Below are 26110 nucleotides of genomic sequence, written 5' to 3'. Positions count from 1 at the left end.
AGGGACTTTTATGGCTACGCAATATGTGATGCAACGTGACACCGGCGGTTGGCGCACCCAGGTCTGGCTCTCCTTCGGCCTGGCCGTAGGTGCCTGCGCGATTGGTGTGATGATGTTGCCAGGCCAGGAGCTGGACCGCGCCTTTCTGGCGATTGGCCTGTTCTTCTGCCTTTTCTCATCGTTTGCCGTGGCCAAGTCCATCCGGGACAACCGCGACGGGCAAGTGGACACTGCTTCGTGGGTGATGACCGTGTGGGTTGCTTTTGCGGCGGCCTTCAGCCTGACGGCCTGGGGTCTGTGGCGTATGAATATTGGTGACTGGCAGAAGGCCTTCATGGTGGTGAGCTGGTTGTTCCTGGTCAGCAGCACCTTCACGGTCGCCAAGACCGTGCGTGACAAACACGAAGCCGATCTGATGGACCGCGCGGCCAACGCCAGCCCAGATACCAAGCCCGCGACACTTTAGTCGCTTCGACCGCAGTAGAACTGGAGCGAGCGCCGCCGTTCTGCTGCTCGACACTTCAATGCGAGTTGGCCTTGGACGCCAGGAAGCGCTGTTGCCGCAGCAGCGCTTCACCCGCGATCTGGGTCAGTTTGGCTTCTCGGGTGTCCAGTTGCTGCTGGATCATCAACAACTGGTCGTGCAGCAAATCCAGCGCCGGTTTGCTGCCATCAATCACCAATGTGGCCCGGTCTTTTTGCGGCACCTGCAGGCAGCTGTTGATTGAATCGGGGATGTAACGTCGCACCGCTTCGCGCAAATACAAACTCTCTTCGGTGGCCAGGCTGCCCTCCTCTGCGCTGGCGCTTACCAGTGCCATACTCCGCACAATCGATTCCTTCAGACGGGCCAGGCTGTCCACGGTAGCCTGTGGTGCTTGGGCTGCCATCTTCTCCATCACCGCGTCCAGTCGCGCCAGGGCTTCGGGGTCTGCCAGGTCTGTAACGGTCACGCGGGGCTGCGCGGCGCCATCACCACGCTGTGACCGGCGGCTAACCGCGGCCCAGATGCCCACGGCGCCCAGGGATAGTGCACTGCCACCCATGAGCAGCACCGAACTCTGAATGACACCCAAGCCAACACCCATCGCACAGACCGTGCCGCCTATGGCCTGAACAATGGCTGTCGCGGTGGGTAGCTTGCCGTGGGCCGCAGCGTCGGCAGACGCCGTCAGGCGCTGCGACAGGGGTGTGCCCAGCCGGCGCTTGGCGTGGGCCATGCTCACGCGCTGCAGCACGGCCTGTGCAACCACCGGTTTGGTCTCGGGGGCGGCCACGCTGGTGCGGCGGTTCACCGGGCCCTTGGCAACGGCGTAGTTTTTACTCTTCTTGAGGTCGTTCATAGTTGGCCTATTTTGCGCGATACTGCGCCGATGAACAAAGCAGGCAAGGCAATTGTGACGGTAGGGCTGTTGGCGATCTTTGGCGCAGCCGCCTACTTCTCGGTGTACCAGACCGGGCGGCAACCCGCGTCCGGCGCCCCCAGCACCGGGGTGTTGGGTGGCTTGGCCGGCAAGCTGACGGGTGCAGTGCCAGTGGAAGAACTCTCCGGGCTGATTGCATTGGATGTGGAGCCTTACTTCCAGGACCCGCGGGTGCAAAAGGCGCTAGCGGCCAACGGCTTCAAACTCAACGTGCAACGCATTGGCTCGCGCGACATGGCGGCGCGTGTGATCCCCGGGCAAACGCCAGACTTCTTTTACTCGTCGGGTGTGGTGGCCGCCAACCAGATTGGCGACGCGGCCAAAAAGGCCAACATCGCCACCACGGTGTACTCCCCCATTTACACACCCATGGTGATTGCGTCCTGGGCACCGATTGCACAGATTCTGGCCACCAATGGCATGGCCACCGAGGCCAGCCCCGGCGTCTGGCATGTTGACCTGGCCAAGCTGACCCAGCTCATGCTGGACAAGAAACGCTGGAAAGACCTCAAGGGTGCAACGGCTTACGACGTGAACAAAAGTGTGTTGGTCTCCACCACCGACGTGCGCAAGAGCAACTCTGCCGCCATGTATCTGGCGCTGACCACCTACGCCTTCAACGGGGGTGAAGTGGTCACCGACCGCGACACGGCGCAAAAGTCTGCCAAGGCCGTGGCTGGCCTGTTCAAGCGCCAGGGTTATCAAGAGAACTATGTCAACGGCAACTTCGACGACTATGTGTCGATTGGCATTGGCAAGACGCCCATGGCCTTTATCTACGAGAACCAGATCGTCAGTTATGCCATGGCCAAGAAGGGCCTGAGCCCGGGGATGGTGCTGGTCTACCCCCAACCCACGCTGTTCAACAAGGTGGTGTTTGTAGCGGCCAGTGCGCGGGCCAAGAAGCTGGGCGAACTGCTGTCCACCAACACCGAGCTGCAGCAGCTGGCGGTGGACTTCGGTTTCCGCATCGGCGACAGCGCCTACTTTGTGCAGGCCGCCAAGGCCACCAACCTGGCGGTGGAAGAGCGTCTGACCCAGGTGATAGACCCACCCAGCTTCGACATGATGGCCGAGATGATTGACGTCATCACCCGCGAGATGGCGCAATAGAAAAAAGGGATACGCAATGCAAGCACGACAAAAACATCATCTGACACGCTGGGCTTCGGTACTGCTGGTGACGCTGGGCTTGGTTGCCTGCGACAAACCGACCGAGCCCGCCAAGAGCACGGCGTCACCCGCCGCGGCGGTCGACACCTTCACCGTGCTGGCCACCAGTGATTTAAAAGACGCCCAGCCCCTGGAGAAGATGGTGGAAGACGCCACGGGCGTTAAGCTGCGCTTCAAGTTCGGCGGCACCATGGAGAGCACCGAGGCCGTGCAGACGGGTCAGGCCAATACCGACGCCGCCTGGTTCGCCAATGCCAAGTATTTGTTGTCCGACCCGCAGGGCCAGGGCCGCGTCAAGCTGCAGGAAAAAATCATGCTGTCCCCCGTGGTGGTGGGCGTCAGTGAAAGCCAGGCCAAGGTACTGGGCTGGGACCAGCCCGAGGTGGCCCGCAAGGTCACCTGGAATGTGATCGCCAAGGCCGCACAAAGCGGCCAGCTCAAATACGCACTGTCCAACCCCGCCACCAGCAACCAGGGCTTTATGTCGCTGATGGGTGTGGTGGCATCGGCCGCGCAGAAGTCCGAAGCGCTGACCGCCTCCGACGTGGACCGCGCCGCCATAGCCGGCTTTATCAAGGGCTACAAACTGGTGGGCGACAACAGCAGCTACCTCAGCGAAAAATTCATCGAGCAGCAAAACACCCGCGTCAATGCCTTCATCAACTACGAAAGCTGGCTGCTGTCGCTAAACCAGTCTGGCAAGCTCAAGGAAAAACTCACGCTGATCTACCCGCACGAAGGTGTGGCCACGGCCGACTACCCGCTGATGCTGCTCAACGACGCCAAGCGCGAGCAATACCTCAAAGTCGTTGCCTACCTCAAGGGCGATGCAGCCCAGACCTGGCTAGCCAAGACCACGCTGCGCCGCCCGGTGAATTCCGAAGTGGCCAAGGCGCAGGCCAGCCTATTCCCACAAGACAGCATGCTGGTGGAGCTGCCCTTCTCCACCGACCGAGCGCTGGCCGATGGCCTGATCAACGCCTACCTGAACGAATTCCGCACACCCATTGCATCCACCTTTGTGCTGGACGTGAGCGGCAGCATGAACCAGGGCGGCCGGCGCCAGCAGTTGGTAGAGGCCCTGCAGTACATCGCCGGTGACGACGCGTCGCTGACCGGCCGCATCGCCCGCCTGACCAGCCGCGAGAAGGTGTGGATGCTGCCTTTCTCAGAACAAGTCTACAGCCCTGTTTTCTTCCAGCTGCCGGGCGTGGGCAAGGGTGCGGCCACTGGCAAAGGCCTGGCCACACAAGCCGATTCCGAAGGCAAACAAAAGGTGCTGGGCCAGGTGCGCGACTTTGCAGACAGCCTGAACATGACCGGTGGCACCGCACTGTACGACGCCGTGCTGACAGCCCTGGTCAATATGCACGAGGAGCGCCAGAAGAACCCCGGCTACCAATACTCTGTGGTGGCGTTCACCGACGGTGAAGTCAACAAGGGCCGCGACATGGCGCAGTTCAAGGCCGCTTATGCCAACCTGCCCGAAGACGTGCGCGCCATTCCCGTCTTCATGGTGTTGTTTGGAGAGGCCAACGAAGCCGCGCTGAAAGAACTGGTGGCCACCACGGGCGGGCGCGTGTTTGATGCCCGCAAGGCCTCGCTGTACAGCGTGTTCAAGGACATACGGGCTTACCAATAAATGGCCGGCACTCCACAGGCAACCGCCCAGGCATGAACAAGATCAGTAATTTTTTGCAGTCCCCCGCCAACTGGGGCGGCATTGGGCTGTCCACGCTGGCACTGGTGCTCAGCAGCCTGGGCCTGACCCAGGTTGGGGCGGGTGCGCTGGCCGTGCTGGGTTATGCGGCGGGTTTTGGTGTGGGCGGCATGTGGTTTGGGTTCCCCAATTTCTCCGGCACACCCTGGGATGCGCTGGAGTTTGAAGACCAGGGCGACGCCCGCACCAGCATGCTGACCGCGCTGAACGCGGTGCGCCAATTGGTGGACCACAATCCTCAGAACCGTCTGCCCGCAAGCCTGCAGGCCAAGGTGCTGGAATTGTGCAAACAGCTCAATGGCCTGCTGGACCAATGGGAGCGCAGCAAGGGCCAGTTGTCGCTGGAAGAAAGCTTCCACGCCCGCCACATTGCGCTGACCTACCTGCCCGATGCGCTGAAGACCTACTTATCCATCCCGCAGCAGTTCGCCATGACCAAGCGCCTGACCAATGGCCAAACCGCGCAAGAGACCTTCACCGCCACGCTGGACGAGCTCACCGCCAAAGTATTGCAACTCAGCGAGGACCTGGCCACGCAGGACGCGCAGGCTTTCTTGAACCATTCACAGTTTTTGCAGGAGAAGTTCAATCCGCCACGGATTGGGTGAGAGCAAAATGCTATTACTTTAGTAGCTAAGTTGCTATGATTGACGGGGGCTACAGGCTGTTTTTCTATAAACGCTTAGTTGCTAATCGCACTTCCAGTAGCCCGTTTGACTGGTTTGCGAGGTGGTATTTTTGCTACTGCCTACAACTTGCACTGAAACCCGCGTGGCGACGGGTGCTTGTGATTGGGCAGCGTACTGTCTCAAGCCAGACGATTCCATAGTGGTGACGGTGCCGCCGCGCAGGCCGGCTTCTTTCTTCTCCGTCGCACAGCCCACATCGCTGTAGGTCACCTTACCGTCGGCCCCGGTGCACTTTCTCAACTGCGCGTGTGATGCGAACGCCGATAGCGCCAATAAACATAAAAATGCAAACTTTGCAGTTCTCATCGTCCGGTAATCCTAGGGTTTGCAATTGCAACGAAAGCGCTGCAACCGTCTGAAGTCTGAGCCATTGTAATTGGCGACAAGGCCGACAAAAGTCCCCGCAAGATACATTGGCTTCGACACAAAGCCCATTGCACGATCAGCTAATATCGCGCCACGACCCCATGCCGGGTTTCTAAAAAGGGAGAGACATGGTTAGCTTTCTGGATGCCGTCGTCGCATTCCCCACGGCCATCTTCACCACCCTGCTGGGCGTTGTGGCGTTCTACTGGGTGCTGGCCTTGCTGGGTCTGGTCGATTTTGATTCCGGTGAAACGGATCTGGATGTCGACCCCGCCATGACCGACCCCGACTTGGGCAGCCTGGCTGGCATCATCGTCGCCTTTGGCTTGCAGGGTGTGCCGCTCTCCATCGTGTTCAGCCTATTGGTGCTCTTGTCGTGGACGCTGACCTGCATGGGCGCCATGTGGCTGCTGGCGCTGCTGCCTGGCACTATTCCCGTCTACGTGGGTGGCACACTGCTGGCCCTGGCCAGTGTGTCCCTGGCAGTGCCCATTGCCGCACGCATCCTCAAGCCGCTGCGGGGTTTGTTTGTCACGCATGCCGCCATCACCAACGCGTCGCTGGTAGGCCAGCACTGCAAGGTCTTGACACAAACCGTGGATGAAAAAAGCGGCCGGGCCGAGGTGTCACAACGCGGCGCCAACATCAACATCCGGGTCTGGGCCCACACACCCAATGCACTGGCGCGTGGCAGCCATGCCCGCATCGCCGCCTACGAAGAAAAGACCGCACGCTACCGCATAGAGGCCGACGGATGACAGCGCCTCCGCACAGAGCCTGATTCTCCAGGCGCACTATTCGTCTTCTACCAGTCAACCGATTTTTCTCACGTTAGGGAGTTCTCATGGAGCCAATCCTCATCTCGGCCGCCGCGCTTATCGTCCTGGTCTTCGTGCTCTTTGCGATGTTCGCAAAGTTCTACCGCAAGATCCAGCAGGGCCACGCACTCATCGTCAACACCATGCGCGCCGAACCTACGGTCACATTCACCGGCTGCATGGTCTACCCGGTCATCCACAAGGCCGAGCTGATGGAGATTTCGGTCAAGACCATCGAGATTGACCGCTCGGGCCGCGAAGGTTTGATCTGCAAAGACAATATTCGCGCCGACATCAAGGTCAAGTTTTTTGTGCGCGTCAACAAGACGGCGGAAGACGTGTTGAAGGTCGCCCAGGGTGTGGGTTGCGAACGCGCCTCCAACCAGGACGCACTGGAAGACCTGTTCTCCGCCAAGTTCTCCGAGGCGCTGAAGACGGTTGGCAAATCCATGGAATTTGTGGACCTCTACCAGGCCCGCGACCATTTCCGCGACGAAATCATTCGCCAGATTGGTGACGACCTATCGGGTTATGTGCTGGAAGATGCGGCCATCGACTACCTGGAGCAGACCCCGCTGTCCAAGCTGGACGGCAGCAACATCCTGGACGCGCAAGGTATCAAGAAGATCACCGAGCTGACCGCTGTGGAAAGTGTGCGCACCAATGAGTTGCGCCGCAACGAAGAGATGCAGATCAAGAAGAAGAATGTAGAAACGCAAGAAACCCTGTTGGAGCTGGACCGCCAGGCCGCCGACGCCCAGGCCCGCCAGAGCCGCGAAGTGGCTTCGGTGCGCGCCCGCGAAGAAGCTGAAACGGCCAAGGTGCAGGCCGAGGAACGCACCAAGTCCGAAATGGCCCGCCTGCAGGGCGAACAGCTGGTGGCTGTGCAAAGCGAAAACTCGCAGCGCGAGAAAGAAGTCGCCGAGAACAACCGCAAACGCGCCGTGGCGATTGAAGAAGAAAAGGTCACCCGCGCACGCGACCTAGAAGTGGTCGACCGCGAGAAGGAAGTGGCCCTGCAAAAGATCGACAAGGAACGCGCACTGGAGGTGCAGAAGAAGGCCATTGCCGACGTGATACGCGAACGCATTGTGGTGGACCGCACCGTGGCCGAACAGGAAGAAGCCATCAAAGAGCTGCGTATGGTGTCTGAGGCCGAGCGCAACAAAAAATCCACCATCATCCTGGCCGAGGGTGAAGCCGAGCAGAAGATGATTACCGAGGTGAAATCCGCCGAGGCACAGGAGCGCCGCGCACGCCACAAGGCCACAGAAGACATCACCCTGGCCGACGCCCACCTCAAGGTGTCCGAGAAAAATGCCGAGTCCAAGAAGCGCGAAGCCGAAGGCATGGAGGCCATTAGCGCTGCACCTGGCATAGCCGCCGCGCGGGTGATGACGGTCACGGCCGACGCCAAGCAGAAACAAGGCATGGCCGAAGCCCAGGTCATCGAGGCCACCTCGCTGGCCGAAGCCAATGGCATGAAAGCGAAGTTTGAGGCCGAAGCACAGGGCAAAGAGAAGTTGGGCTTGGCCGAAGTGCAAGTGCGCACCGCCGGTGCCGAAGCCACCATTAAGGTGGGCGATGCAGATGCACAAACCGTGCAGGCTCGCTTCTCCGCCGAGGCCAAGGGCCTGCGCGAGAAGTTCGAAGCCATGAAAGCCATGAGCCCCGAGACGCGCGACCACGAAGAGTTCCGCATGCGCCTGGAAATGCTGCACACCGAAACCCTCAAGGGCATCGAGGCGCAAACGGCCATTGCCAAAGAGCAGGCCGAGGTGCTGGGCAAAGCCCTGGCCACCGCCAAGATCGAAATGGTCGGCGGCGACGGCAGCTACTTCGACAGTTTTGTCAGTGCGTTGGCGGTTGGCAAAGGCATAGACGGCGCCATCGCCAAGAGCGACACACTGAAGATCGCGCTCAAGGACCACCTGAACGGCGACCGCAATATGGTGGACGACGTGGGCCGTCTGGTCGGCGCACTGGGCGATTCTTCCAGCGAGCTGAAGGACCTGGCGATTGCCTCTTTGCTGAACAAAACCGGCAAAGACGGCAAAGGCGGCAACAAGAACGCTTGATCCCGAGAGAAAGCCCAAGCATGAACAAACCTCTGCACTGCAGCTGTGCTGCACACACCGAACTCAGCCCCTGTGAACTCGCCCCCGGCCTCAAGGGACTGCACTGCACCAGTTGCGACGGCCACATGCTGATGCTGGAAGACTACCGCGCGTGGCGCAGCACCGCACCCGCGCAGCCCGCCACGACAGCCACCGCCACGGCCGAAGACGACAGCGCACGCCATTGCCCCGCCTGCACCCGTTTGATGCAGCGCTACCGCGTCGGCAGCACGCCCGATTTTCGGGTCGACCGCTGCGCAGCCTGCCAGGCCGTCTGGTTTGCCGGTGGCGAATGGCAGGCCTTGTTGGCGGCGGGCATGGGCACACGCCTGGATGAAATTTTGACGGACGCATGGCAACGCCAGGTGCAAGCCGAAGAACTACGCAAGGGCCGCGAGGTAGTGCTGCGCCAGCGCCATGGTGCAGCCACCATGGATGAGTTGGCCCGTATCCGGCAGTGGTTGCACACACAACCCGAACGCGATGAACTGCTCGCGCTGCTGCGTGCAGACTGGTAAGCCAGGCCATGGAATCCGCAGATGCCAGCCCCGCAGCCGCCGAGCAAACCGAAAACTTAGTCGCCGCCAGCGGCAGCTATGAGCTGCTGAAAAAACGCCTCAGCGCACACGGCGAAGAACTGCGCAACAAGGCACAGGCCTTGAACGCGGCGCGGGTGGCCGAGTTTGGTAAGTCAGAACAATCGCTGGTGCTGCGCACCCGTGCCCGCACAGAGAACAACTGTGTGGCGCGCGACATTGTGCGTATTGGCGACCAATTACTGTTTGGCTACAACGTCTTTATCGGCCTGCGCAAAGAGACCCATGTCAGTGATGTGTTTGGCCTGTACCGCCTGGCTGCGCATGGCGGAGAACCCGAGCTGGAGGCATTGCCGCTGGCCGGCAGTTTTCTGGAAGACGCGCGTTTTGCGTCCGACTTCAAAGAGCTGTACGCCTACTACAAGAATGCGCAGTTGCTGCAACTGCGTATCACGCAGGGCAAGCTGTTGGCATCGTTCCAGATCGGCCAGCAGGTGCAGGATGTGCGCGTGTTCCGCTGGCAGTTGGCAACCGACGGTGCGCTCCAATACATCGACAACCGCGGCGAGCGCGACATTGCGCTGCCACCCAGCCATGACTTTGAATGGACGCCCACAACCCGCGCCGACCATGTGGAAGGCCGCCACCCGCACATCAGCATCCTGGACACGGTGTTTGTGGAGACCGTGGGCGGCGACCTGACGGTAAAGATCGAGAACAACACCGAAAGCGGACTGGGAATCTACAACGAGCCGGTGGAAGACAAAAACCAGTCATTGACGGATGCCGAAGTGGCCTACGCCCAACTCGGCCAATTGATACTGCTGCGCATACGCCCCTACCGCGAGCAGACCACACGTTACCTGGTGTTCAACCAGCGCACACAACAGGTGGCGCGCATCGACGCGCTGGGCCTGTCATGTGTGCAGCTACCCGAGGACCATGGCATCGTGTTCCCTGGGGGCTACTACCTGCAGTCCGGAGAGTTCAAACACTTTGACCTGCCGGGCGAGGTGGTCAACAGCCTGCGCTTCAAACGTATGCTGCGCTCGCCCAATGGCGAAGACGTGTTGTATGTTTTTTACCAGCCCAGCAGCGGCCACTATGCGCTGTTCACCTATAACCTGATCGACAAAAGCCTGGCCGCGCCCATCGTCGCCAATGGGTATGCCCTGTATGCCGATGGCAAGGTGCTGGTGTTCCAGGTGGGGCCGGGCGAGCCCACCCGTGTGCACCCCATGCAGCTGTGGCAAACGCCGTTCTCCAGCGACGAACACGCAGGCGCTGCCGCCTTAGGAACCGGCTTCTTTGGCCGTATTGGCAACGCCGAACTGGTGCGTGGTGTGGCTGACCTGATGGGCATTGCCCGCGCCGTGCAAGAGCAGGCGCCTACGCGCGCCGCGTATGACGACCTGATACGCCAATGCGCCCGCGTCATTGACGCCTACTTCTGGCTGGCCGAGCCCGAGGCCGGTGCCGCACTGCAAGACCTGCAGCGCATCAGCGAGGCCGCACGCACCACGCTGGCCGAGTTTGAAAAAGTGGAGCAGATCCGCCGCGAGACCGCGCGCGCGTTGGATGATGCGCAGACCAAACAAAAGACCCTGCTGGTCGACATAGCCAGCACGCTGTGGCGCAAGCCCGAGGACTTTATCCACGCGCTGGGCCGTCTGCGCGAACGCCGTGGCCACTTGGAAACACTGAAGGAACTGCGTTACACCGACCTGCCCCGTATCGAGGCCATGCACACCGAGCTGGTGGCCGAGCAGCAGCGCGTGGGCGAACGTGCCATGGTCTTCCTGGCCGATGAGGGGGCCTTTGCCAGCCACCGCCAAAGCCTGACCAAGCTCTGTGCCGACCTGGTGCAGGCATCCACCAGCCAAGGCCTTCAGATCATTCTGGATGGCCTGGACGAAACCGCCGCCGGGTTGGACCTGCTGACCGAACAACTGGGCGGCCTGCCTGGTGGGGACGCGGTGCAGCGCACCACGATTCTGGAGCGCATCTCCGCGCTGTACACCGACATCAACCGCCTGCGCGCCGACGCCCGCAGCCGGCGCAAGGCGCTGGGATCACACGAAGCGGCGGCAGAGTTTCAGGCGCAATTCAAGCTCTTTGGCCAGGCGGTGGAGAACGCGCTGGACTTTGCCGACAGCCCCGAGAAATGCGACGAAGCCTTGACCCGCCTGCTGGCCCAACTGGAAGAGCTGGAAGGCCGCTTTGCCGAGCAAGAAAATTTCTTGGCTGACATCGCCACCAAACGCGAGTCCGTCTACGAGGCGCTGACTGCCCGCAAACAAACGCTGACCCAGGCACGCCAGCAGCGCGTGCAAGGCCTGGTGGCCGCGGCCGGTCGTATTCTGGATGGCACACAACGCCGTGTGGCGCAACTGGCCAGCCTGGAAGAGGTTCACAGTTACTTTGCGGCCGACATGCTGATCACCAAGCTGCGCAAGCTCATGGAAGACATGCGCGCGCTGGGTGCTCAAGTGGCGGCCGACGACATCGAGACCCGCCTCAAGACCAACCGCGACCAGGCCCTGCGTGGTGTGCGAGACCAGCGCGATCTGGTGTCCGAGGGTGGCAACAACCTGCGCCTGGGCAACCATACCTTCACCATCAGCCGCCATCCGCTGGAGCTGACCCTGGTGCCCAACGGCGACGGCCTGGCCTACCACCTGACCGGCACGGACTACCTGGTGCCGGTTGTTGACGCGGCACTGGATACCTACAAGCCCTATTGGCAACAGGCCCTGCCATCCGAAACCGCCGCCATCAGCCGCGCCGAGTATTTAGCGGGTTGCCTGCTGGACGCCACACTGCAGGCCACCACCCCACTGTCTTGGTCACGCATTGCCGAGTTGATCGCACTCGGGCCAGACGGCCATGCCGCACTGCTGGACCATGTGCGCCAGTTTGCCGCAGAGCGCTACCAGGACGGCTACGAGAAAGGCGTGCACGACGAAGATGCCACACGCATCTTCAGCGCGCTGGCCGCCATGCAAGACGCAGCCGGCCTGCTGGCCTGGGGCCCGACCGAGCGCGCACTGGCCTTGTTGTATTGGCAGGACGGCCGTTTTGGCGCCGAACGCGAATCCCTGCACCGCCGCGCGCGCTCTGCGTTGCAAGTGCAACAACTGTTTGGCGCCCGCGACAGCCTTGTGTTGCTGGAGCAGGAATCGGCCCAAGCTTTGGCCGTTTTTGCCAAAGCTGTTGGCTTTGAACTGCCCCCGTCAACCGACGGGACCGATGATGCCGAACGCATGGCATCGCTGTGCACACAAGCTGCCGCGTATCTGGTGCGCGAAGTGGCCAACGAAAGCGGTGCCGAGTTATGGGTCATCAGCGGCGCGGGCGAAGACCTGGCAGCGGCCCTGCAGCGCGAGCTGGAGCGTGGTGGCCAATGGCCCGACTGGCAACGCAGCCTGGAGGCATCGGCGCCTGCAGAGCGCTGGGAACAGGCGCGTAGCTGGGTCAAGGCGTTCGCCAGTAAACAAGACCCAGACCTGCAAGCTTGGGTGGACGATGCGGCCAGCCTGCTGGCCGTGCCGGTGCAGCGCCGGCGCGTGAATGCATCGTTAGACGCCACGGTAGAAGGATTGCGCGGCGAACATACACGCGTGGACAACGGCCGCATGGCGCTGAACCTGAATGACTTTTGGCGCCGCTTCACGTTCCACCGCAACCGCGTGGTGCCGGGCTTCCAGGCACTGCAAAAGGTGCACCACAGCCTGTTGAGCGCCGAGAAGGCTCGGCTCAGCCTGGCCCAGTTCCAGGCCAAGCCCTTACCCAGCTTTGTGCGCAACCGACTGATCGACGAGGTGTATTTGCCGCTGATTGGCGACAACCTGGCCAAACAGATCGGCACCACCGGTGCGGGCAGTCGCACCGACCGCATGGGTCTGCTGCTGCTGATCTCGCCACCCGGTTACGGCAAGACCACGTTGATGGAGTATGTGGCCGACCGCCTGGGCCTGGTGTTTGTGCGCATCAACTGCCCGGCGCTGGGCCACGATGTGACGGCGCTGGACCCGGCATCGGCCGCCAACAGCGCCGCGCGCCAGGAGCTGGAGAAGCTCAACCTGGGCCTGGCCATGGGCAGCAATGTGATGCTGTACCTGGACGACATCCAGCACACCAGCGCAGAGTTTTTGCAAAAGTTCATCGGCCTGGCCGACGGCACGCGCCGCATCGAAGGCATGTGGCAGGGCCAGGCCCGCAGCTACGACATGCGCGGCAAGCGTTTTGCAATTGCGATGGCCGGTAACCCCTACACCGAGTCGGGCGAGGTCTTCAAGATCCCCGACATGCTGGCCAACCGCGCCGACATCTACAACCTGGGCGATGTGCTGGCCGGGCGCGAGGCCTTGTTTGCGCTGTCCTACATTGAGAACAGCCTGACCAGCAACCCGGCACTGGCGCCGCTGTCGTCGCGCGACCCTAAGGATGTGCAACTGCTGGTGCGCATGGCACAGGGCGAAGACGTGGCCAGCGGCGACTTTGCCCATGCCTACAGCAGCGCCGAGCTGGAGGAGCTGACCGCGTTGCTGAAACGCCTGTTCCGCGCACGCGACCTGCTGCTCAAGGTCAACATGGCCTACATTGAATCGGCCGCACAACGCGACAGCTACCGCACGGAGCCACCGTTCAAACTGCAGGGCAGCTACCGCAACATGACCAAGCTGGCGGCCAAGATCACGCCGCTGATGCACGACGACGAGCTCAACGCCCTGCTGCGCGACCACTACCGCGGCGAGGCGCAAACGCTGACCACCGGCGCGCAAGAAAATCTGCTGAAGCTGGCACAACTGATGGGCAGCGCCACAGCGGAAGAGACCGCGCGCTGGCAATCCATCTGCGGCGACTTTCTGCGCCAGCGCAAGGCCGGTGGTGAAGAAGCCGATGGTTCCACCCGCATTGCCAACGCCCTGCTGGACGTGAGCCGCGCGGTGGATGACCTCAAACCAAGCAGCGAGTCGACCGGTGACAGCGAAGGCAAACAAATGGCAGAGGCCGTGTTGCAACTGGCCGTGACCTACCGCAAGGTCATCATGCCGCTGATCGCCGCGACCGAGAAACGTATGGACCTGGACCACAGCATCAGCAAACGGCTAGAGCTATTGCTGGCCAAGGCCAATGAGCCAAGGGCACCGCGCGCACATACCAGCGGCAACAAGAAGACGGAGGGATAAGCGTGATGGCAACATCCACTACACCCGCCGTGGCCGCTGCAGATATTGGAAACCTGTTGGGCCAGTTGGATGCCTCCCTGACCGACCTGCGCCTGGACGACGATGAAAAACACAGCCTGGCCCAAACCCTGCGCCAGGCTCAGCCGCCAGAAGACGGCTTTCGCCAACTGCGCAACCACGCCTTCACGCTGGCGCGCAACCGGCTGGCCGCGCAGCAAGACCCCGTTGCTGTGTTGCGCTGGGTGGAAGCCGTGGTGCGCGCACTGGACGTGGCCCGTGCGCCCGTACAGGCTACACGCTCCAACGCCTGCTTCAGCCCCGGCGAGGCTTGCCTCAACACCATCGTCCAACACTTCCGCAGCGCCCGCCGTAGTGTGGACTTCTGCGTCTTCACCCTGTCCGACGACCGCATCGCCCAAGAGGTGCTGGCCGCGCACGCCCGTGGCGTGGCCTTGCGTTTCATCACCGACAACGACAAGGAAACCGACTCCGGAAGTGACGTCACGCGCCTGCGCGCAGCGGGTGTGCCCACCGCAGTCGACCGCACGGACGCGCACATGCACCACAAGTTTGCGATCTTTGATGGGCAGTGGTTGTTGAATGGCAGCTACAACTGGACGCGCAGTGCTTGTTCGCACAATGAAGAGAATTTGGTGGCGACGAATGACGTTGCGCTGGTGCGGCAGTTTCAGGGGGCGTTTGATCAGTTGTGGGGGCAGTTGGTCGATTGAGTTTTAACCCGCATGCCTACATCTTCGGCTGGCAGTGCATGCAAAGTGGCCACACCTCATACGACCAAGCGCGCAGAACAATCTCCACTCAATAGGTTAGAGATTGCATGAAGACCCCAGCAGAAGTGATCAATGGTGTACGCGTGAGGCTGCGACGCGCGGCACCCGAAGACGCCAAACGCCTGTTCACGGCCGCCACGGATCCTGACGTCATGAAGTACATGGAATGGGCTGCACAAACCAGTGACTCCCAGACGCGCGCGCACCTCGAACAAGTCGCCCGCCGTTGGCAGGAGGGAACCGAGTTCCAATGGATCGTGGAAGAGCGCGCGACTGGCAACTTGGCTGGGACCATATCCTGTCGCCCGAAGGGACACTCCGCTGATTTCGGGTATTTTCTTGCCAGGTCACAATGGGGCAAAGGGTTGGCACTCGACGCTGGCGCGCTCGTCTTCGATTGGCTGAAGGTACAACCGGAGATCTTTCGTATCTGGGCGACGGCGGATGCAGAAAACATCAGGTCACACCGGGTGCTTGAGCGGCTGGGCCTCCAAAAGGAGGGCGTAATGCGCATGGCTACGTACCGCCCGAACATTGGTGGCCCTCCACGTGATACTGCGCTGTACGCTTGGCATCGTGCCTCGATTACCTAATAAGCTATCTTTTTGATAGCTACTTCTTCATATTTCACGGGGGCTAGAGGCACTTTTTGCTTACAAAAATTCCACTAATGGTGCTCCTCCAGCACAAACCTCACCCCAAACACCGACCGTATCCACCCGTGGTCCGGGTCTGTGGCCGCAGTGTGCAGGGCAATTGGGGAAACATCTGGTAGGGCACGGCAACCGCCGGTGATTTGCAAAAGCCGCCACGCCCGCCCATACTTGCCACACCGCAGTGAAACCCTGCAACCGGTGAAGGAGCGCACCATGTTCAAGCACATACTGATCCCGACCGACGGCTCGGAGCTATCCAATATGGCCATCACCCAAGGTGTGAAATTTGCCAAGGAGATCAATGCGCGGGTGACCGGCATCACGGTCACCATGCCCTACCACTTCTTTGCGCTGGAGGCTTCGATGCTGGTGGACTCCATGGACCTGTACGCCGCAGACAGCAAGGCCATGGCGGCGCGCAACCTGCAGGTGCTCAAAGACGCGGCACAGGCCGCCGGTGTGGAATGTGCTGCCGTACACAGCGTCAACGAACACCCCTACGAAGAAATTGTCAAAACCGCGCGCGAAGCGGGCTGTGACGTGATCTTCATGGCATCACACGGGCGCCGCGGCATACAGGCGCTGATCATGGGTGGTGAAACACACAAGGTGCTGACCCACACCAAAATCCCGGTGCTGGTTTTCCGCTAGGCCTGGGTTGGCAAGGCGGCTCAGCCAAAAAGCTGCACCAGATCAATGGACGACGCCTGGCCCACCGCTGCGCCATGGCTGGCCAACCATTGGCGGGCACGTTGCTGGCCGTGTTCCTTCAATAACTCCAGAAACGGGCCATGCGCCAGCATGCGGGTTTCACCACGTTCCAGCAGCGGCAACTGGCTGGAATCAACCATGTGGAAGCGCATGCCCTGCAAACGCCGCTCCAGCCGCCCCCATGTGAGCCAGCTGTTGCGGGCATAGGCCTTGGCCCGCGCAAACATGTTCATCTCGCGCATGAAGTGGGCGCTGAAGCTCAACTCGGCGATACGGGCTTCTATCGCATGCACGCTGTGGGGTGTGTCCGCGTGTTTCAGCGGGCTCAGCAGCACCAGCAACACATCGGATGTCTGGCAGTCGTAAAACAGCGGAAAGACCGCCGGGTTGGCGCTATAGCCACCGTCCCAATACGGCTCGCCGTCGATCAGCACCGGATGGTGGATCTTGGGCAGGCAGGCCGAGGCCAACAGCTTGTCCAGGGTCAAATCCGACTCGCGGAAGATACGCAGCTTGCCCGTGTTGGCCTGCGTGGCAGCAATGAATAGTTTGAAGGGGCTGCTGCTGCGCAGCCGTTCAAAATCTATCTGGCGCTCCAGCATGTCGCGCAGCGGGTTCAGTGCAAAGGGGTTGAGCTGCGAGGGCGAAAAGTGCCCGGCCCAGTTTGCCATCAAACGTGTTGCAGTGGACAGGCTGGTGGCATCACCCTCGCCCTGGGTCGTGGTGTGCCACGGCATCTGGCGGCCGACCTCAGTCCAGAAGTCTGCCAGGCCCTGGCGCGCACCGTCGCGCCCGCCCAGCATCCACCCGTGCGCAAAGACCACTACGTTCATGGCCCCGGCGCTGCTGCCGCTCAGGCCTTCAAACGCCAGGTCTGGGTGGTCCAACAGGGCATCCAGCACACCCCAGGTGAAGGCACCGTGCGCACCACCACCTTGCAACGCCAGGTTGAGGGTGGGCGGGGGCGCACGGCCCAGGCGGGTGAACCATGCCGGGCTGGGCGATGAACCGTTGCGCATACGAACTCCTTTGCAGCACCCAAGGGCGCGCCTCTACATTCAAGCAAGTGCAGTGCCAACAGCGCTAGGCCCAGTCGGCGGCCATGGCCCGCACAGTGTCCAGCACACGCTGCTTGCTGGCGTCTGCCCGCTTGCCGCTGCGCCAAGCCACCATCACCTCCCACTCCCATAGTGGCAGGTCCTGCAAGTCCAGCTTGACCAACTTGCCCTCGCGCAGTTCACGTTTGACAGCCACCTCGGGCATGAAGGTCAGAAAGCCATGCTCCAGCGCCATCTCCCGCGCAGCGCTGGCGGGTTGTATGGTGTGGATGGGGCCGGGCACGGTGCGCAGGCCGCGCAATTGGTCGATGAGCTGGTAACAGCCATCGCCCCAGGATTGCGGTGCCAGTTGTTCATTGGCAATGGCAGCCAGCGTTTTTGGTTTGGAGCGCGCCAGCCGGTGGCTGCGGTGGACCACGGCCACGATGCGTGAGCGCCAGATGCGCTCCATCTGTATGCCCGCCATGGGCGGGCACTTCAGCACAAAACCCAGATGTGACTTGCCGGTGAGCAGCTCTTCCATGATGGCAGGCGAGTGGTCGGTGCGGCAGCGTATCTCCATCGGCGCCTGGGCCAGTGCTACCAAGATGGGTCCAAACACCACCGATGCTAGAGACGGCAAACACGCCAGTGTGACCAAGGGCAAGGGCGGTGTGTGTTGTATGGCCTTGCGACCCTGATCCAGTGCCGCAAGGGCCTCTTTGGCGGCGGGTAAAAACGCATCACAGGCCGCAGTAGGCAAGGCGCCGCGGCGGTGGCGCTGGAACAAAGGCGTGCCGATATCAGCCTCCAGCAGACCCACACGGTGGCTGACCTGGGGCTGCGACCAACCGCGGCGCGCTGCGGCCTGGCTGAAGCTGCCGCAGTCCACGATATCCACCAGCAACTGCAAATCATCAACGCTAATAGACATAAGAAAAATCCATAACAAGTATTACGAGTTAGCGACTTCCATAATAACTAACGCGCACTGAAAATTGAGTCCTCACATAGAAGGACACCATGGCTGCACAACGCGCACGACGGCTGGGCCGACGCTTCATCATGTTCGACAACCTGCTGGTGGTTGCCGGATTTTTCTGCGTTTTTCCGCTGATCAGCCTGCATTTTGTGGACCAGATGGGCTGGGCCGCTGCCGCAGTGGGTCTGGCTCTGGGTCTGCGCCAACTGGTGCAACAAGGCCTGGGTCTGGTAGGTGGATCGCTTGCCGATCGTTTTGGCGCCAAGCCCCTGATCGTGGCCGGCATGTTGTTACGGGCCGCCGGTTTTGCGGCCATGGCCGTGGCCCAGCATCCCGGTGTACTGGTCTTCTCCTGCCTGTTGTCGGGTCTGGGTGGCATGTTGTTTGACCCGCCGCGCAGTGCCCTGATCATCAAGCTCACGCATGCCCGCGAGCGCAGCCGCTTTTACAGCCTGCTGATGATGCAGGACAGTGCGGGTGCCATGGGCGGTGCACTGCTGGGCACCTGGTTGCTGGGGTTTGATTTTTTCTGGGTTGCCATGGGTGGCTGTGCCGTATTTGTATTGGCTGCGCTGGCCAATGCCGTCTTGCTGCCGGCCTACCGGGTGGCATCGGTGCGCACAGCGCCACTGGCGGCTATGCGCACCGTGCTGGGCGACAAGGCGTTTCTGGTGTTTGTATTCACGCTCAGCGGCTACTACGCGCTGGGTGTGCAGATCATGCTGTTGATACCGGTGACCATCAAGGAACTGGCGGGCACGGCCCAGGCTGTCAGCTGGATGTATGCACTGGATGCGGTGTTGTCGCTGACCCTGCTCTACCCGCTGGCGCGCTGGGGTGAGCGCCATCTGCGGCTGGAGACGCGGGTGCTGGCCGGGGTGTTGACCATGTCGGTCAGCATTGCCGCTATGGCTTGGGTGGCCAGTGTGCATGCGGCGTTTGTGATCCTGTCGATCTTCTTCATTGGCTCGCTGATTTCCGAACCGGCACGCGAGGCCCTGTTGGCCCGATATGCCAAACCCCAGGCGCGCGCCAGCTACATGGGCATGGGCCGCATAGGCCTGGCGATTGGTGGCCTGTTTGGCTACACCGGGGGCGGCATGCTGCTGGACTACGCGCGAGACCACAAATTACCCATGCTGCCGTGGCTGAGTCTGGCCTGTGTGGGCCTGGCAACCTGGCTGGCACTGCGCTGGCAGTTTTCGCCCGCGCGTGATCGTGTCGCAGCCCGTGCCGCCACCTTACCCGTGGCCCTGTAAGAGGCGTTGCACATGCGCTACCAGTGCGCGTTTTAGCGCCTTGGGTTGAACAATGTCGAACGCCAGATTCAAACGCGCCAGCTCACGCGCAAACCAGTCCAGGTCATCGGCCTGCGCGTCCAGCCGGATGTGGCCCCGCTTCTGCGTGAGCTTGCCGATGCTCGACGGGATAGCACGCCGCACCACCGCCATCTCGGCCTGTGGGAAATGCACCACCACAGCATGTGTGCGCTCTAGGGCCGCAATCGATTCCCGCAGGTACTCCAACACGTTGAAGCCTACCGGCACCCCAAAGGATTTGGGGCAAGACTGCACAGCCTGTATCCGGTCCAGCCGGAACGAGCGCAGGCCACGGCGCAGGTGGCAGTGGCCCACCACATACCAGGCGCCGTTGAGGTAACCCATGCCATAGGGGTCGATCTCGCGTTCGGTCACGCTGCCATCCAGTGCGCAGTAGTGCATCCGCAGGGTTTGCCCGGCGCTGGCGCAACGCGTCACCTCGGCAAAAAATTCACTGCCACTGTGCGCCCGGGGTGGGGCCAGGTCCAGCGCCATCACAGCATTGAGGTCGCCAATTTTGCGCCGCAGTTGGGCAGGCATCACACGGTCCAGCTTGGCCTGCGCGCTAGCTACCGCTGGCGCCATGTCACCCAGGCCCAGATCACGCGCCACGCGCAAGCCCACCGACAAGGCCAGCGTTTCGTCATTGCTGAACATCATGGGTGGCAGCTTGTAGCCAGGCATCAGCGCGTAATGGCCATCACGCCCACGCGTGCTGCGTATCGGCACACCAAAGTTTTCCAGCTCGACGATGTAGCGCCGCACGGTGCGGCGGTCCACGCCGATTAACTCAGCGAGTTGTGCACCGCTGAGGCTGGAGTGGGATTGCAGCAGCTCCAGCGCGGCCAGCACACGTTGCAGGGGTTTTTCCATGGGGTCCATCGTACGCCCGATATAGGACATAGAACGACCTATATGACTCCTAGACTGCAGCCACTCAACACTCTGCAAAAGGTACACACCATGGCACCCGATCTCTGGCTCTACTTCCTGGCGGTTCTCGCCGTCATCTTGTTACCCGGCATGGACATGGCCTTTGTGATGGCCAGCAGCCTGGGGGCCGGGCGTGGGGGTGCCGTCAGCTCGGTGCTGGGCATTGCAACCGGGGGTGCCATCCATGTCATCGTGGGGGCAACCGGCATGGCTGCGTTGATGGTGTTGTTCCCCCAGCTGTTTCGGGTCATGCTGGTCATCGGCACGCTGTACCTGCTGTGGGTCGGGTGGGGAATTTATCGCAGTGCCGACTCGGCCGCGCCTGCGCAAACCGATGTGGCGCCGCTGTCTGCTTCCACCATCTACCGCCAGGCGGTCACCACCTGCCTGCTCAACCCCAAGGCCTATGCGTTTACGCTGGCGCTGTTTCCTGCTTTTGTGCGGGCCGACACACGCTCGTTGCTGGCGCAGACACTGGCCCTGTGCCTGATCACCGTCGGCACGCAGATAGCCGTCTACGGCACCGTGGCGACACTGGCCTTGCGCTCCCGCGCCTTTTTGCAGGCACGCCAACGGGTGATGGCACGGGCCATGGGCTCCATGCTGATGGTGTGTGCACTGCTGACGGCCACCCAAGCCTGGGCGGCAAGCTGACCCCCGAGCGCTCAGCGATGGGGGTTGGGGAACAGCAGACCCTGGAGTCCACCTTTGCGGGCAAAAGGGCTCCATTGGCCTTGCGCTTGCGCCAGCCTGTCGGCCACCGCCCACCAGGCCGTCGGGTTGAGCCCCAGGCCCATGTGGCTGGCATACACCTCGATGTTCTCGGTATGCGGATTGGTTTTGCAGGGCGCTTGCAGGCTGGCTTGCCAGGCCACCACACCGTCGGTGCGGGTGAAGATGGATGTGGTTGGCACAGGAGGGGCCGTGGGCAAGTCAAAGTGTTCGGTTTCGTGCTCCACCTTGCGCCCACTGGTGAGTTCGTAAACGCGCCAGGCATTGGTGCTTTTGTGCGAACCCGAAAACGGCGTACCCAGCGTGATGACGCTGCGCACACAGTGCGGTAGCTCCTTGGCCAACTCTCGCGCATACACACCACCCAGACTCCAGCCTATGAGGCTTACCTTGCGGCCACTCTCGTCACAGGCCGCCTGCACCTGGCGCCGCGCTTCCTGCAGCACACCGGCGCGGGGTCCGAAGTTGTGGCTCTGGTTCCAGCCCGACACGTCGTAACCCAGGCCCTTCAGATAACCGCGCAGCGGCAAGGTGGAGGTGTCGCTGGCCGACAGACCAGGGAACACAATCACGGAATGCCCGTCGCCTGCGGGCGCACGCTGCAACATCGGCCAGGCCGGAATCACGGCGCCAAATTCCCACGGCGCCCTGAGCTCCATGGCCATCAGCCAGGCGCTGGGCGCCGGAGGGTGGGACGAAGAACTTGCGCTGCTGTGGGTCTGGGTTGCCATTGCGTAAAGGGAGCTCGGCCGTGTGGCCTTCTTCCATGCTGTTGTGGTGGAGACAACAGTAGCAGTTTTTGCTGTCAGCAGCCTGTAAAGGAAGCTGGCTTTTGGGTCAGGATTCTTGCCCTTTGTCGCCTACGAGACTGTGAACCGGCTTCAGCATGCGGGTTACTACCAAGGCATCGGCCGGTCAATGGAAATCCCGACTGGTTGTGGCCAGATCACCCAGCATGGGTGTCAGGTCTACCAGCGTTTTGGCAATCACGTGGCGGACGTTGCCGCCGCTCTCTTCGTCGCGCTGCCACTCACCGTACACCATCAGCAGGCGGGATCGATACACCTCTTGGCGGAAGCGCTCGCGTACCGCCTTCCACACGATCACATTCACACTGCCGGTCTCGTCCTCCAGTGTGATGAAGATGACGCCCTTGGCGGTCTGGGGGCGCTGGCGCATGGTGACCAGGCCGCAGGCACGCACCAGGCGGCCGTGCGGCAGGGTGGCCAGTTGCGTGGCGGTCAGCAGTTTTTTCTTGGCCAGTTCACCGCGCATCAACGCCAGCGGATGGCTGCGCAAGGTCAGGCCCACCGAGGCGTAATCAAACACCACTTCTTCCCCCTCGGCGGCAGCGGGCAGCAGCAGCTCGTCCTCATCAATCGGGATGCCCTGTAACAACACTGGCGCGGGCTTGAGGGCCGATGCGTCCCACACCTGCTGGCGGCGGTGGCCCGACAGGGATAACAAGGCATCGGCACTGGCCAGGGCCTTCAAGTCCAGCTCGTTCAAGCCACAGCGCAGGGCCAGGTCTTGGGTGTTGGTGAAGGCGTGTTGCACCCGTTCGGCGGCGATGCGCTCCCCCACGTCTTTGCGCAGGCCGCTGACCATGCGCAGGCCCAGGCGCACGGCGGGTTGGCCGGGGGATGAACAGATGGGGTCAGAGCACACACCCTGCTGCGCAGTGCGGTGGTCTGACCCCATGCATTCCAAAGTGCAATCCCAGTCGCTGTGCGACACGTCCACGGGGCGCACCTCCACTCCGTGGCGTTGTGCGTCCTGCACCAGTTGGGAAGGGCCGTAAAAGCCCAGTGGTTGGCTGTTGAGCAGCGCGACGAGAAAACAGGCGGGCTCGTGCCATTTAAACCAGCAACTGAAATAGACCAGGATGGCAAAACTGGCGGCGTGGCTCTCAGGGAAACCGTATTCGCCAAAACCTTCCATCTGGCGGAAGATGGCTTCGGCAAACTCCAAGGGGTAGTCGTTCTTAAGCATGCCGTTGACCAGCCTGTCGTGGTATTGGCTCACATTGCCATGGCGCTTCCACGCTGCCATGGAACGGCGCAGGTCATCGGCCTCGCCCGGCGTAAAGTCCGCAGCCAGCACCGCGATCTGCATCACCTGCTCCTGAAATATGGGCACGCCATGGGTGCGGCCCAAGGCTTTGCGCAGTGCTGGGTAGGGGGACTGCGCCAGTTCCGGGTTGTTGCGAGCCTTCAGGTAGGGATGCACCATGCCGCCCTGAATCGGCCCCGGCCGCACGATGGCCACCTGCACCACCAAATCGTAGTACGTGCGGGGCCGCAAGCGCGGCAGCATGCTCATCTGTGCCCGGCTCTCGATCTGGAATACGCCTACCGTGTCTGCCTTGCAGATCATGTCGTAGGTGGGGACGTCTTCGCGGGGAATGTCTTGCAAAGTCATGGGGCGTGGCATTTGGCGCCGCTGCGTCACCAATTCCAGGCAGCGGCGTATGGCGCTGAGCATGCCCAGTGCCAACACGTCCACCTTCATCAGGCGCACGGCTTGTAAATCGTCCTTGTCCCACTGGATGATGGAGCGGTCCTTCATGGCGGCGTTTTCCACCGGCACCAGCCGGGTCAACGGCCCCTGTGTCAGCACAAAGCCACCCACATGCTGGCTCAGGTGGCGCGGGAAGCCTTGCAGCTGTATGGCCAGCGACATCCACAGCTCCAGGCGATCCAGCGGCGGCGGCACACAGTCGGGGTCCAACTGGTCCACCGCGCTTTGCAGACGCTCCACCAGCACCTCGCGGTTGTACATGCCGGGGTGCTCCTTGGACAGTTCGGTGATCAGTGCTTCGGGGATGTCCAGCGCGTGGCCCACATCGCGCAGCGCACTGCGTGGACGGTAGCTGATGACGGTGGCGGCAATCGCGGCCCGCTCCCGGCCGTATTTGTTGTAGATGTACTGGATGACTTCTTCGCGCCGCTGGTGTTCAAAGTCCACATCGATGTCGGGCGGCTCGTTGCGCTCGCGGCTGATGAAGCGTTCGAACATCAGTGACGTCTCTTGCGGATTGGCCTCGGTGATGTGCAGGCAGTAACACACCACCGAATTGGCTGCGGAGCCACGGCCCTGGCACAGGATGCCCACGCTGCGCGCAAAACGCACGATGTCGTGCACGGTCAGGAAGTACATCTCGAACCGCAGCTCACTGATCAGCGCCAGCTCATGCTCCACGCGCTGCCGGATGTCCTGCGGCATGCCGGTGGGGTAGCGCTGCCGTGCCCCTTCTTCGCAGTATTGGCGCAGCGTCTGTGCCGGCGTATGACCAGGCAGAACGGGTTCCATCGGGTAGTGGTACGCAATCTCCATCAGGTCAAAGTTGCACTTGCCCGCAACCACTAGTGTGTTGGCCAGCCACTCGGCGGGATAGAGCGCGGCCAGCCGCGCACACGAACGCAGATGCCGCTCGGCATTGGCCTGCAGCGCAAAGCCGCATTGCGCCACCGGCTGCCCCAGGCGCACGGCGGTCATCACATCGTGCAGGGGTTTGCGCGAGCGCACGTGCATGCGCACACCGCCCGTGGCCACGATGGGCACACCGCTGAGCGCGGACAGCTGCTGCAGGCGCACCCGCCGCAGGGCATCGTCCGGCCCCAGGTGGAAGGCCGCCGCCAGCCAAAGGCTTGAGCCAAATAGGCCTCTAGCCCCCGCGGATATTGAGTATGCCGCTTCTATATTCATAGCATCTTGAAAGACCAGCAACACCTCGCAGTGGCTGAGTTGTGCCCACAGGGCCTGGTTGGCGGCGCCCTGCCAGCCCACCTGGTACTGCCCCTTGGGCGCGGCCCGGCGCGCCACCGTGATGAACTGGCACAGATTGCCCCAGCCCTGCAGGTTGTGCACCAGCACCACCGCGGTGAAGTCCAGGCCGGGTCCCAGAGCCACGGAGAACTCGGCGCCCAGCAGCAGCTTCAGATTCCCTTTCACATCCGCATTCAGCTCGCGCAGCGCAACATGCGCCCGCACCACGCCCGCCACCGAGCATTCGTCGGTAATGGCCAGTGCGCTATAACCCAGGGCCGCAGCCCGTTGCACCAGTTCTTCGGGCTGGGACGCGCCGCGCTGGAAGCTGAAACTGCTCAGGCAGTGCAGCTCGGCATAGGCGAGCGGTAGGTAGGGTTGCATGGTAAATACTGTTTATTTGTACAGTATAACAATCGTCAACCTGCTCGCCTATAGTGCAACTTTCCACCACTTCAACGTGCCCCCGTCATGAACAAACACATCCTGCACCTGGCCATCACATTGGCCGTGGCGACACAGACAAGCGCCGCATGGGCCTCTACCCCCGCTACCCCCGCCAGCACCCAGCTTGCCGCCGACAACAAGGCCGCATTGGCCCGCTACGACAGCGACAAGAAGCTGTGCAACGATGAAACCTCGTCCAACGCCCGCCTGCAGTGCCGCCGTGACGCCAAGGCCGAATACGACCAGGCCCTGGCAGCGGCCAAGGCCAAGGCTGCGGCTACACCGGCGACAGCCCCGGCCCCGGTTGCAGCCACACCAGCAGCACCTGCCGCCACAGCGGCACAGGCAACAGCACCCGCCTGTGCGGAATGCGGCCGTGTGTTGTCCATTACCGTGACCGAAAAGGCCGGTGAATACAGCGCCGTGGGTGTGCTGGCCGGTGGTGCATTGGGCGCCGTGCTGGGCAACCAGGTGGGCGGTGGCCTGGGCAAGGACCTGGCCACGCTGGCCGGTGCCGCAGGCGGCGCCTATGCCGGCAAGATGATTGAAGAAAAGATCAAGACCCACAAGGTGTGGACCGTCACCGTGATCTATGCCAACGAGAGCAAGGCCAGCTTTGATTTCACGAACGACCCGGGCTTCCAGGTGGGTGACAAGGTGCGCAACACCGGCAGCACCGTGGCCCGCATGTAATCCCCG

General features: G+C 62.0%; 21 protein-coding genes. 14 read left to right on the top strand and 7 right to left on the bottom strand.

The genetic code is table 11. The features are described 5' to 3' along the window. Positions 1 to 10 precede the first annotated feature (10 nt). Positions 11 to 466 carry a YiaA/YiaB family inner membrane protein gene (locus HZ993_RS19995; protein WP_209394460.1) on the top strand — a complete coding sequence of 152 codons (456 nt, stop codon included), beginning with the start codon at positions 11 to 13 and terminating at the stop codon, positions 464 to 466. 55 nt (positions 467 to 521) lie between these two features. Here HZ993_RS19995 and HZ993_RS19990 read toward each other — a convergent pair whose 3' ends face one another. Next, positions 522 to 1343, bottom strand: a complete 822-nt coding sequence (locus tag HZ993_RS19990; RefSeq protein ID WP_209394459.1) for a hypothetical protein — start codon at positions 1341 to 1343, stop codon at positions 522 to 524. A 30-nt stretch (positions 1344 to 1373) separates the two neighbouring features. Here HZ993_RS19990 and HZ993_RS19985 point away from each other — a divergent pair, with 30 nt between their 5' ends. The 3 genes from HZ993_RS19985 to HZ993_RS19975 are packed head-to-tail and all read left to right on the top strand — an operon-like array spanning position 1374 to position 4925. After that, the gene (locus tag HZ993_RS19985) at positions 1374 to 2537 is read left to right on the top strand and encodes a substrate-binding domain-containing protein (RefSeq protein WP_209394458.1); all 1164 of its coding nucleotides are present in this window, start codon (positions 1374 to 1376) and stop codon (positions 2535 to 2537) included. A 16-nt stretch (positions 2538 to 2553) separates the two neighbouring features. Further along, positions 2554 to 4239, top strand: a complete 1686-nt coding sequence (locus HZ993_RS19980) for a VWA domain-containing protein (RefSeq protein WP_209394457.1) — start codon at positions 2554 to 2556, stop codon at positions 4237 to 4239. Between the two features lie 32 nt (positions 4240 to 4271). Next, positions 4272 to 4925, top strand: a complete 654-nt coding sequence (locus tag HZ993_RS19975; protein WP_209394456.1) for a hypothetical protein — start codon at positions 4272 to 4274, stop codon at positions 4923 to 4925. An 81-nt stretch (positions 4926 to 5006) separates the two neighbouring features. Here HZ993_RS19975 and HZ993_RS25125 read toward each other — a convergent pair whose 3' ends face one another. Further along, positions 5007 to 5312 carry a DUF4124 domain-containing protein gene (locus HZ993_RS25125; RefSeq protein ID WP_209394455.1) on the bottom strand — a complete coding sequence of 102 codons (306 nt, stop codon included), beginning with the start codon at positions 5310 to 5312 and terminating at the stop codon, positions 5007 to 5009. Positions 5313 to 5500: 188 nt separating this feature from the next. Here HZ993_RS25125 and HZ993_RS19965 point away from each other — a divergent pair, with 188 nt between their 5' ends. The 7 genes from HZ993_RS19965 (at position 5501) to HZ993_RS19935 (ending at position 16133) form a co-directional block, all read left to right on the top strand. Further along, a complete protein-coding gene (locus tag HZ993_RS19965) occupies positions 5501 to 6130 on the top strand; it encodes a ubiquinone biosynthesis protein (protein WP_209394454.1) in 630 nt (209 codons plus the stop codon). An 86-nt stretch (positions 6131 to 6216) separates the two neighbouring features. Then, positions 6217 to 8268, top strand: coding sequence for a flotillin family protein (locus HZ993_RS19960; protein WP_209394453.1), 2052 nt, complete (start codon positions 6217 to 6219; stop codon positions 8266 to 8268). Between the two features lie 20 nt (positions 8269 to 8288). Next, on the top strand, positions 8289 to 8825 hold the full coding sequence (locus tag HZ993_RS19955; protein WP_209394452.1) for a zf-TFIIB domain-containing protein: 537 nt from the start codon (positions 8289 to 8291) through the stop codon (positions 8823 to 8825). A gap of 8 nt (positions 8826 to 8833) precedes the next feature. Further along, positions 8834 to 14035, top strand: coding sequence for a DNA repair ATPase (locus HZ993_RS19950; RefSeq protein ID WP_209394451.1), 5202 nt, complete (start codon positions 8834 to 8836; stop codon positions 14033 to 14035). Positions 14036 to 14040: 5 nt separating this feature from the next. Next, positions 14041 to 14766, top strand: a complete 726-nt coding sequence (locus HZ993_RS19945) for a phospholipase D-like domain-containing protein (RefSeq protein ID WP_209394450.1) — start codon at positions 14041 to 14043, stop codon at positions 14764 to 14766. Positions 14767 to 14873: 107 nt separating this feature from the next. Then, positions 14874 to 15419, top strand: a complete 546-nt coding sequence (locus tag HZ993_RS19940) for a GNAT family N-acetyltransferase (protein ID WP_209394449.1) — start codon at positions 14874 to 14876, stop codon at positions 15417 to 15419. Between the two features lie 276 nt (positions 15420 to 15695). Continuing rightward, positions 15696 to 16133: a universal stress protein gene (locus HZ993_RS19935; protein WP_209394448.1), complete on the top strand. Its 438-nt coding sequence runs from the start codon at positions 15696 to 15698 to the stop codon at positions 16131 to 16133. A gap of 20 nt (positions 16134 to 16153) precedes the next feature. On the opposite strand, the gene HZ993_RS19930 is transcribed toward HZ993_RS19935, so the two are convergent. Next, positions 16154 to 17212: a patatin-like phospholipase family protein gene (locus HZ993_RS19930; protein WP_209394447.1), complete on the bottom strand. Its 1059-nt coding sequence runs from the start codon at positions 17210 to 17212 to the stop codon at positions 16154 to 16156. Between the two features lie 64 nt (positions 17213 to 17276). After that, positions 17277 to 18164, bottom strand: a complete 888-nt coding sequence (locus tag HZ993_RS19925) for a LysR family transcriptional regulator (protein ID WP_209394446.1) — start codon at positions 18162 to 18164, stop codon at positions 17277 to 17279. Between the two features lie 89 nt (positions 18165 to 18253). On the opposite strand from HZ993_RS19925, the gene mdtH reads away from it, so the two are divergent. Next, on the top strand, positions 18254 to 19471 hold the full coding sequence (gene mdtH, locus HZ993_RS19920; protein WP_209394445.1) for a multidrug efflux MFS transporter MdtH: 1218 nt from the start codon (positions 18254 to 18256) through the stop codon (positions 19469 to 19471). Here mdtH and HZ993_RS19915 read toward each other — a convergent pair. Continuing rightward, a complete protein-coding gene (locus HZ993_RS19915) occupies positions 19454 to 20404 on the bottom strand; it encodes a YafY family protein (RefSeq protein ID WP_209394444.1) in 951 nt (316 codons plus the stop codon). The two genes, mdtH and HZ993_RS19915, sit on opposite strands and share 18 nt — an antisense overlap. A 90-nt stretch (positions 20405 to 20494) precedes the next feature. On the opposite strand from HZ993_RS19915, the gene HZ993_RS19910 reads away from it, so the two are divergent. After that, positions 20495 to 21118 (top strand): LysE family translocator, encoded by a 624-nt coding sequence (locus HZ993_RS19910; protein ID WP_209394443.1) that lies wholly within the window; start codon positions 20495 to 20497, stop codon positions 21116 to 21118. Positions 21119 to 21129: 11 nt separating this feature from the next. Here the strand turns inward: HZ993_RS19910 and HZ993_RS19905 are convergent, their stop codons facing one another. Together HZ993_RS19905 and HZ993_RS19900 are read right to left on the bottom strand one after the other, a co-directional pair. Next, positions 21130 to 21927 (bottom strand): triacylglycerol lipase, encoded by a 798-nt coding sequence (locus HZ993_RS19905; RefSeq protein WP_209394442.1) that lies wholly within the window; start codon positions 21925 to 21927, stop codon positions 21130 to 21132. Positions 21928 to 22111: 184 nt separating this feature from the next. After that, positions 22112 to 25348 (bottom strand): error-prone DNA polymerase, encoded by a 3237-nt coding sequence (locus tag HZ993_RS19900; RefSeq protein WP_209394441.1) that lies wholly within the window; start codon positions 25346 to 25348, stop codon positions 22112 to 22114. Between the two features lie 87 nt (positions 25349 to 25435). Here HZ993_RS19900 and HZ993_RS19895 point away from each other — a divergent pair, with 87 nt between their 5' ends. After that, positions 25436 to 26104 carry a glycine zipper 2TM domain-containing protein gene (locus HZ993_RS19895; RefSeq protein WP_209394440.1) on the top strand — a complete coding sequence of 223 codons (669 nt, stop codon included), beginning with the start codon at positions 25436 to 25438 and terminating at the stop codon, positions 26102 to 26104. The last annotated feature ends 6 nt before the right edge of the window (positions 26105 to 26110 follow it).

The sequence above is a fragment of the Rhodoferax sp. AJA081-3 genome, from assembly GCF_017798165.1.
Lineage (GTDB): Bacteria > Pseudomonadota > Gammaproteobacteria > Burkholderiales > Burkholderiaceae_C > Allorhodoferax.
Note: the sequence above shows the minus strand (reverse complement) of the source record. Positions and strands in the feature narration are given on the sequence as shown.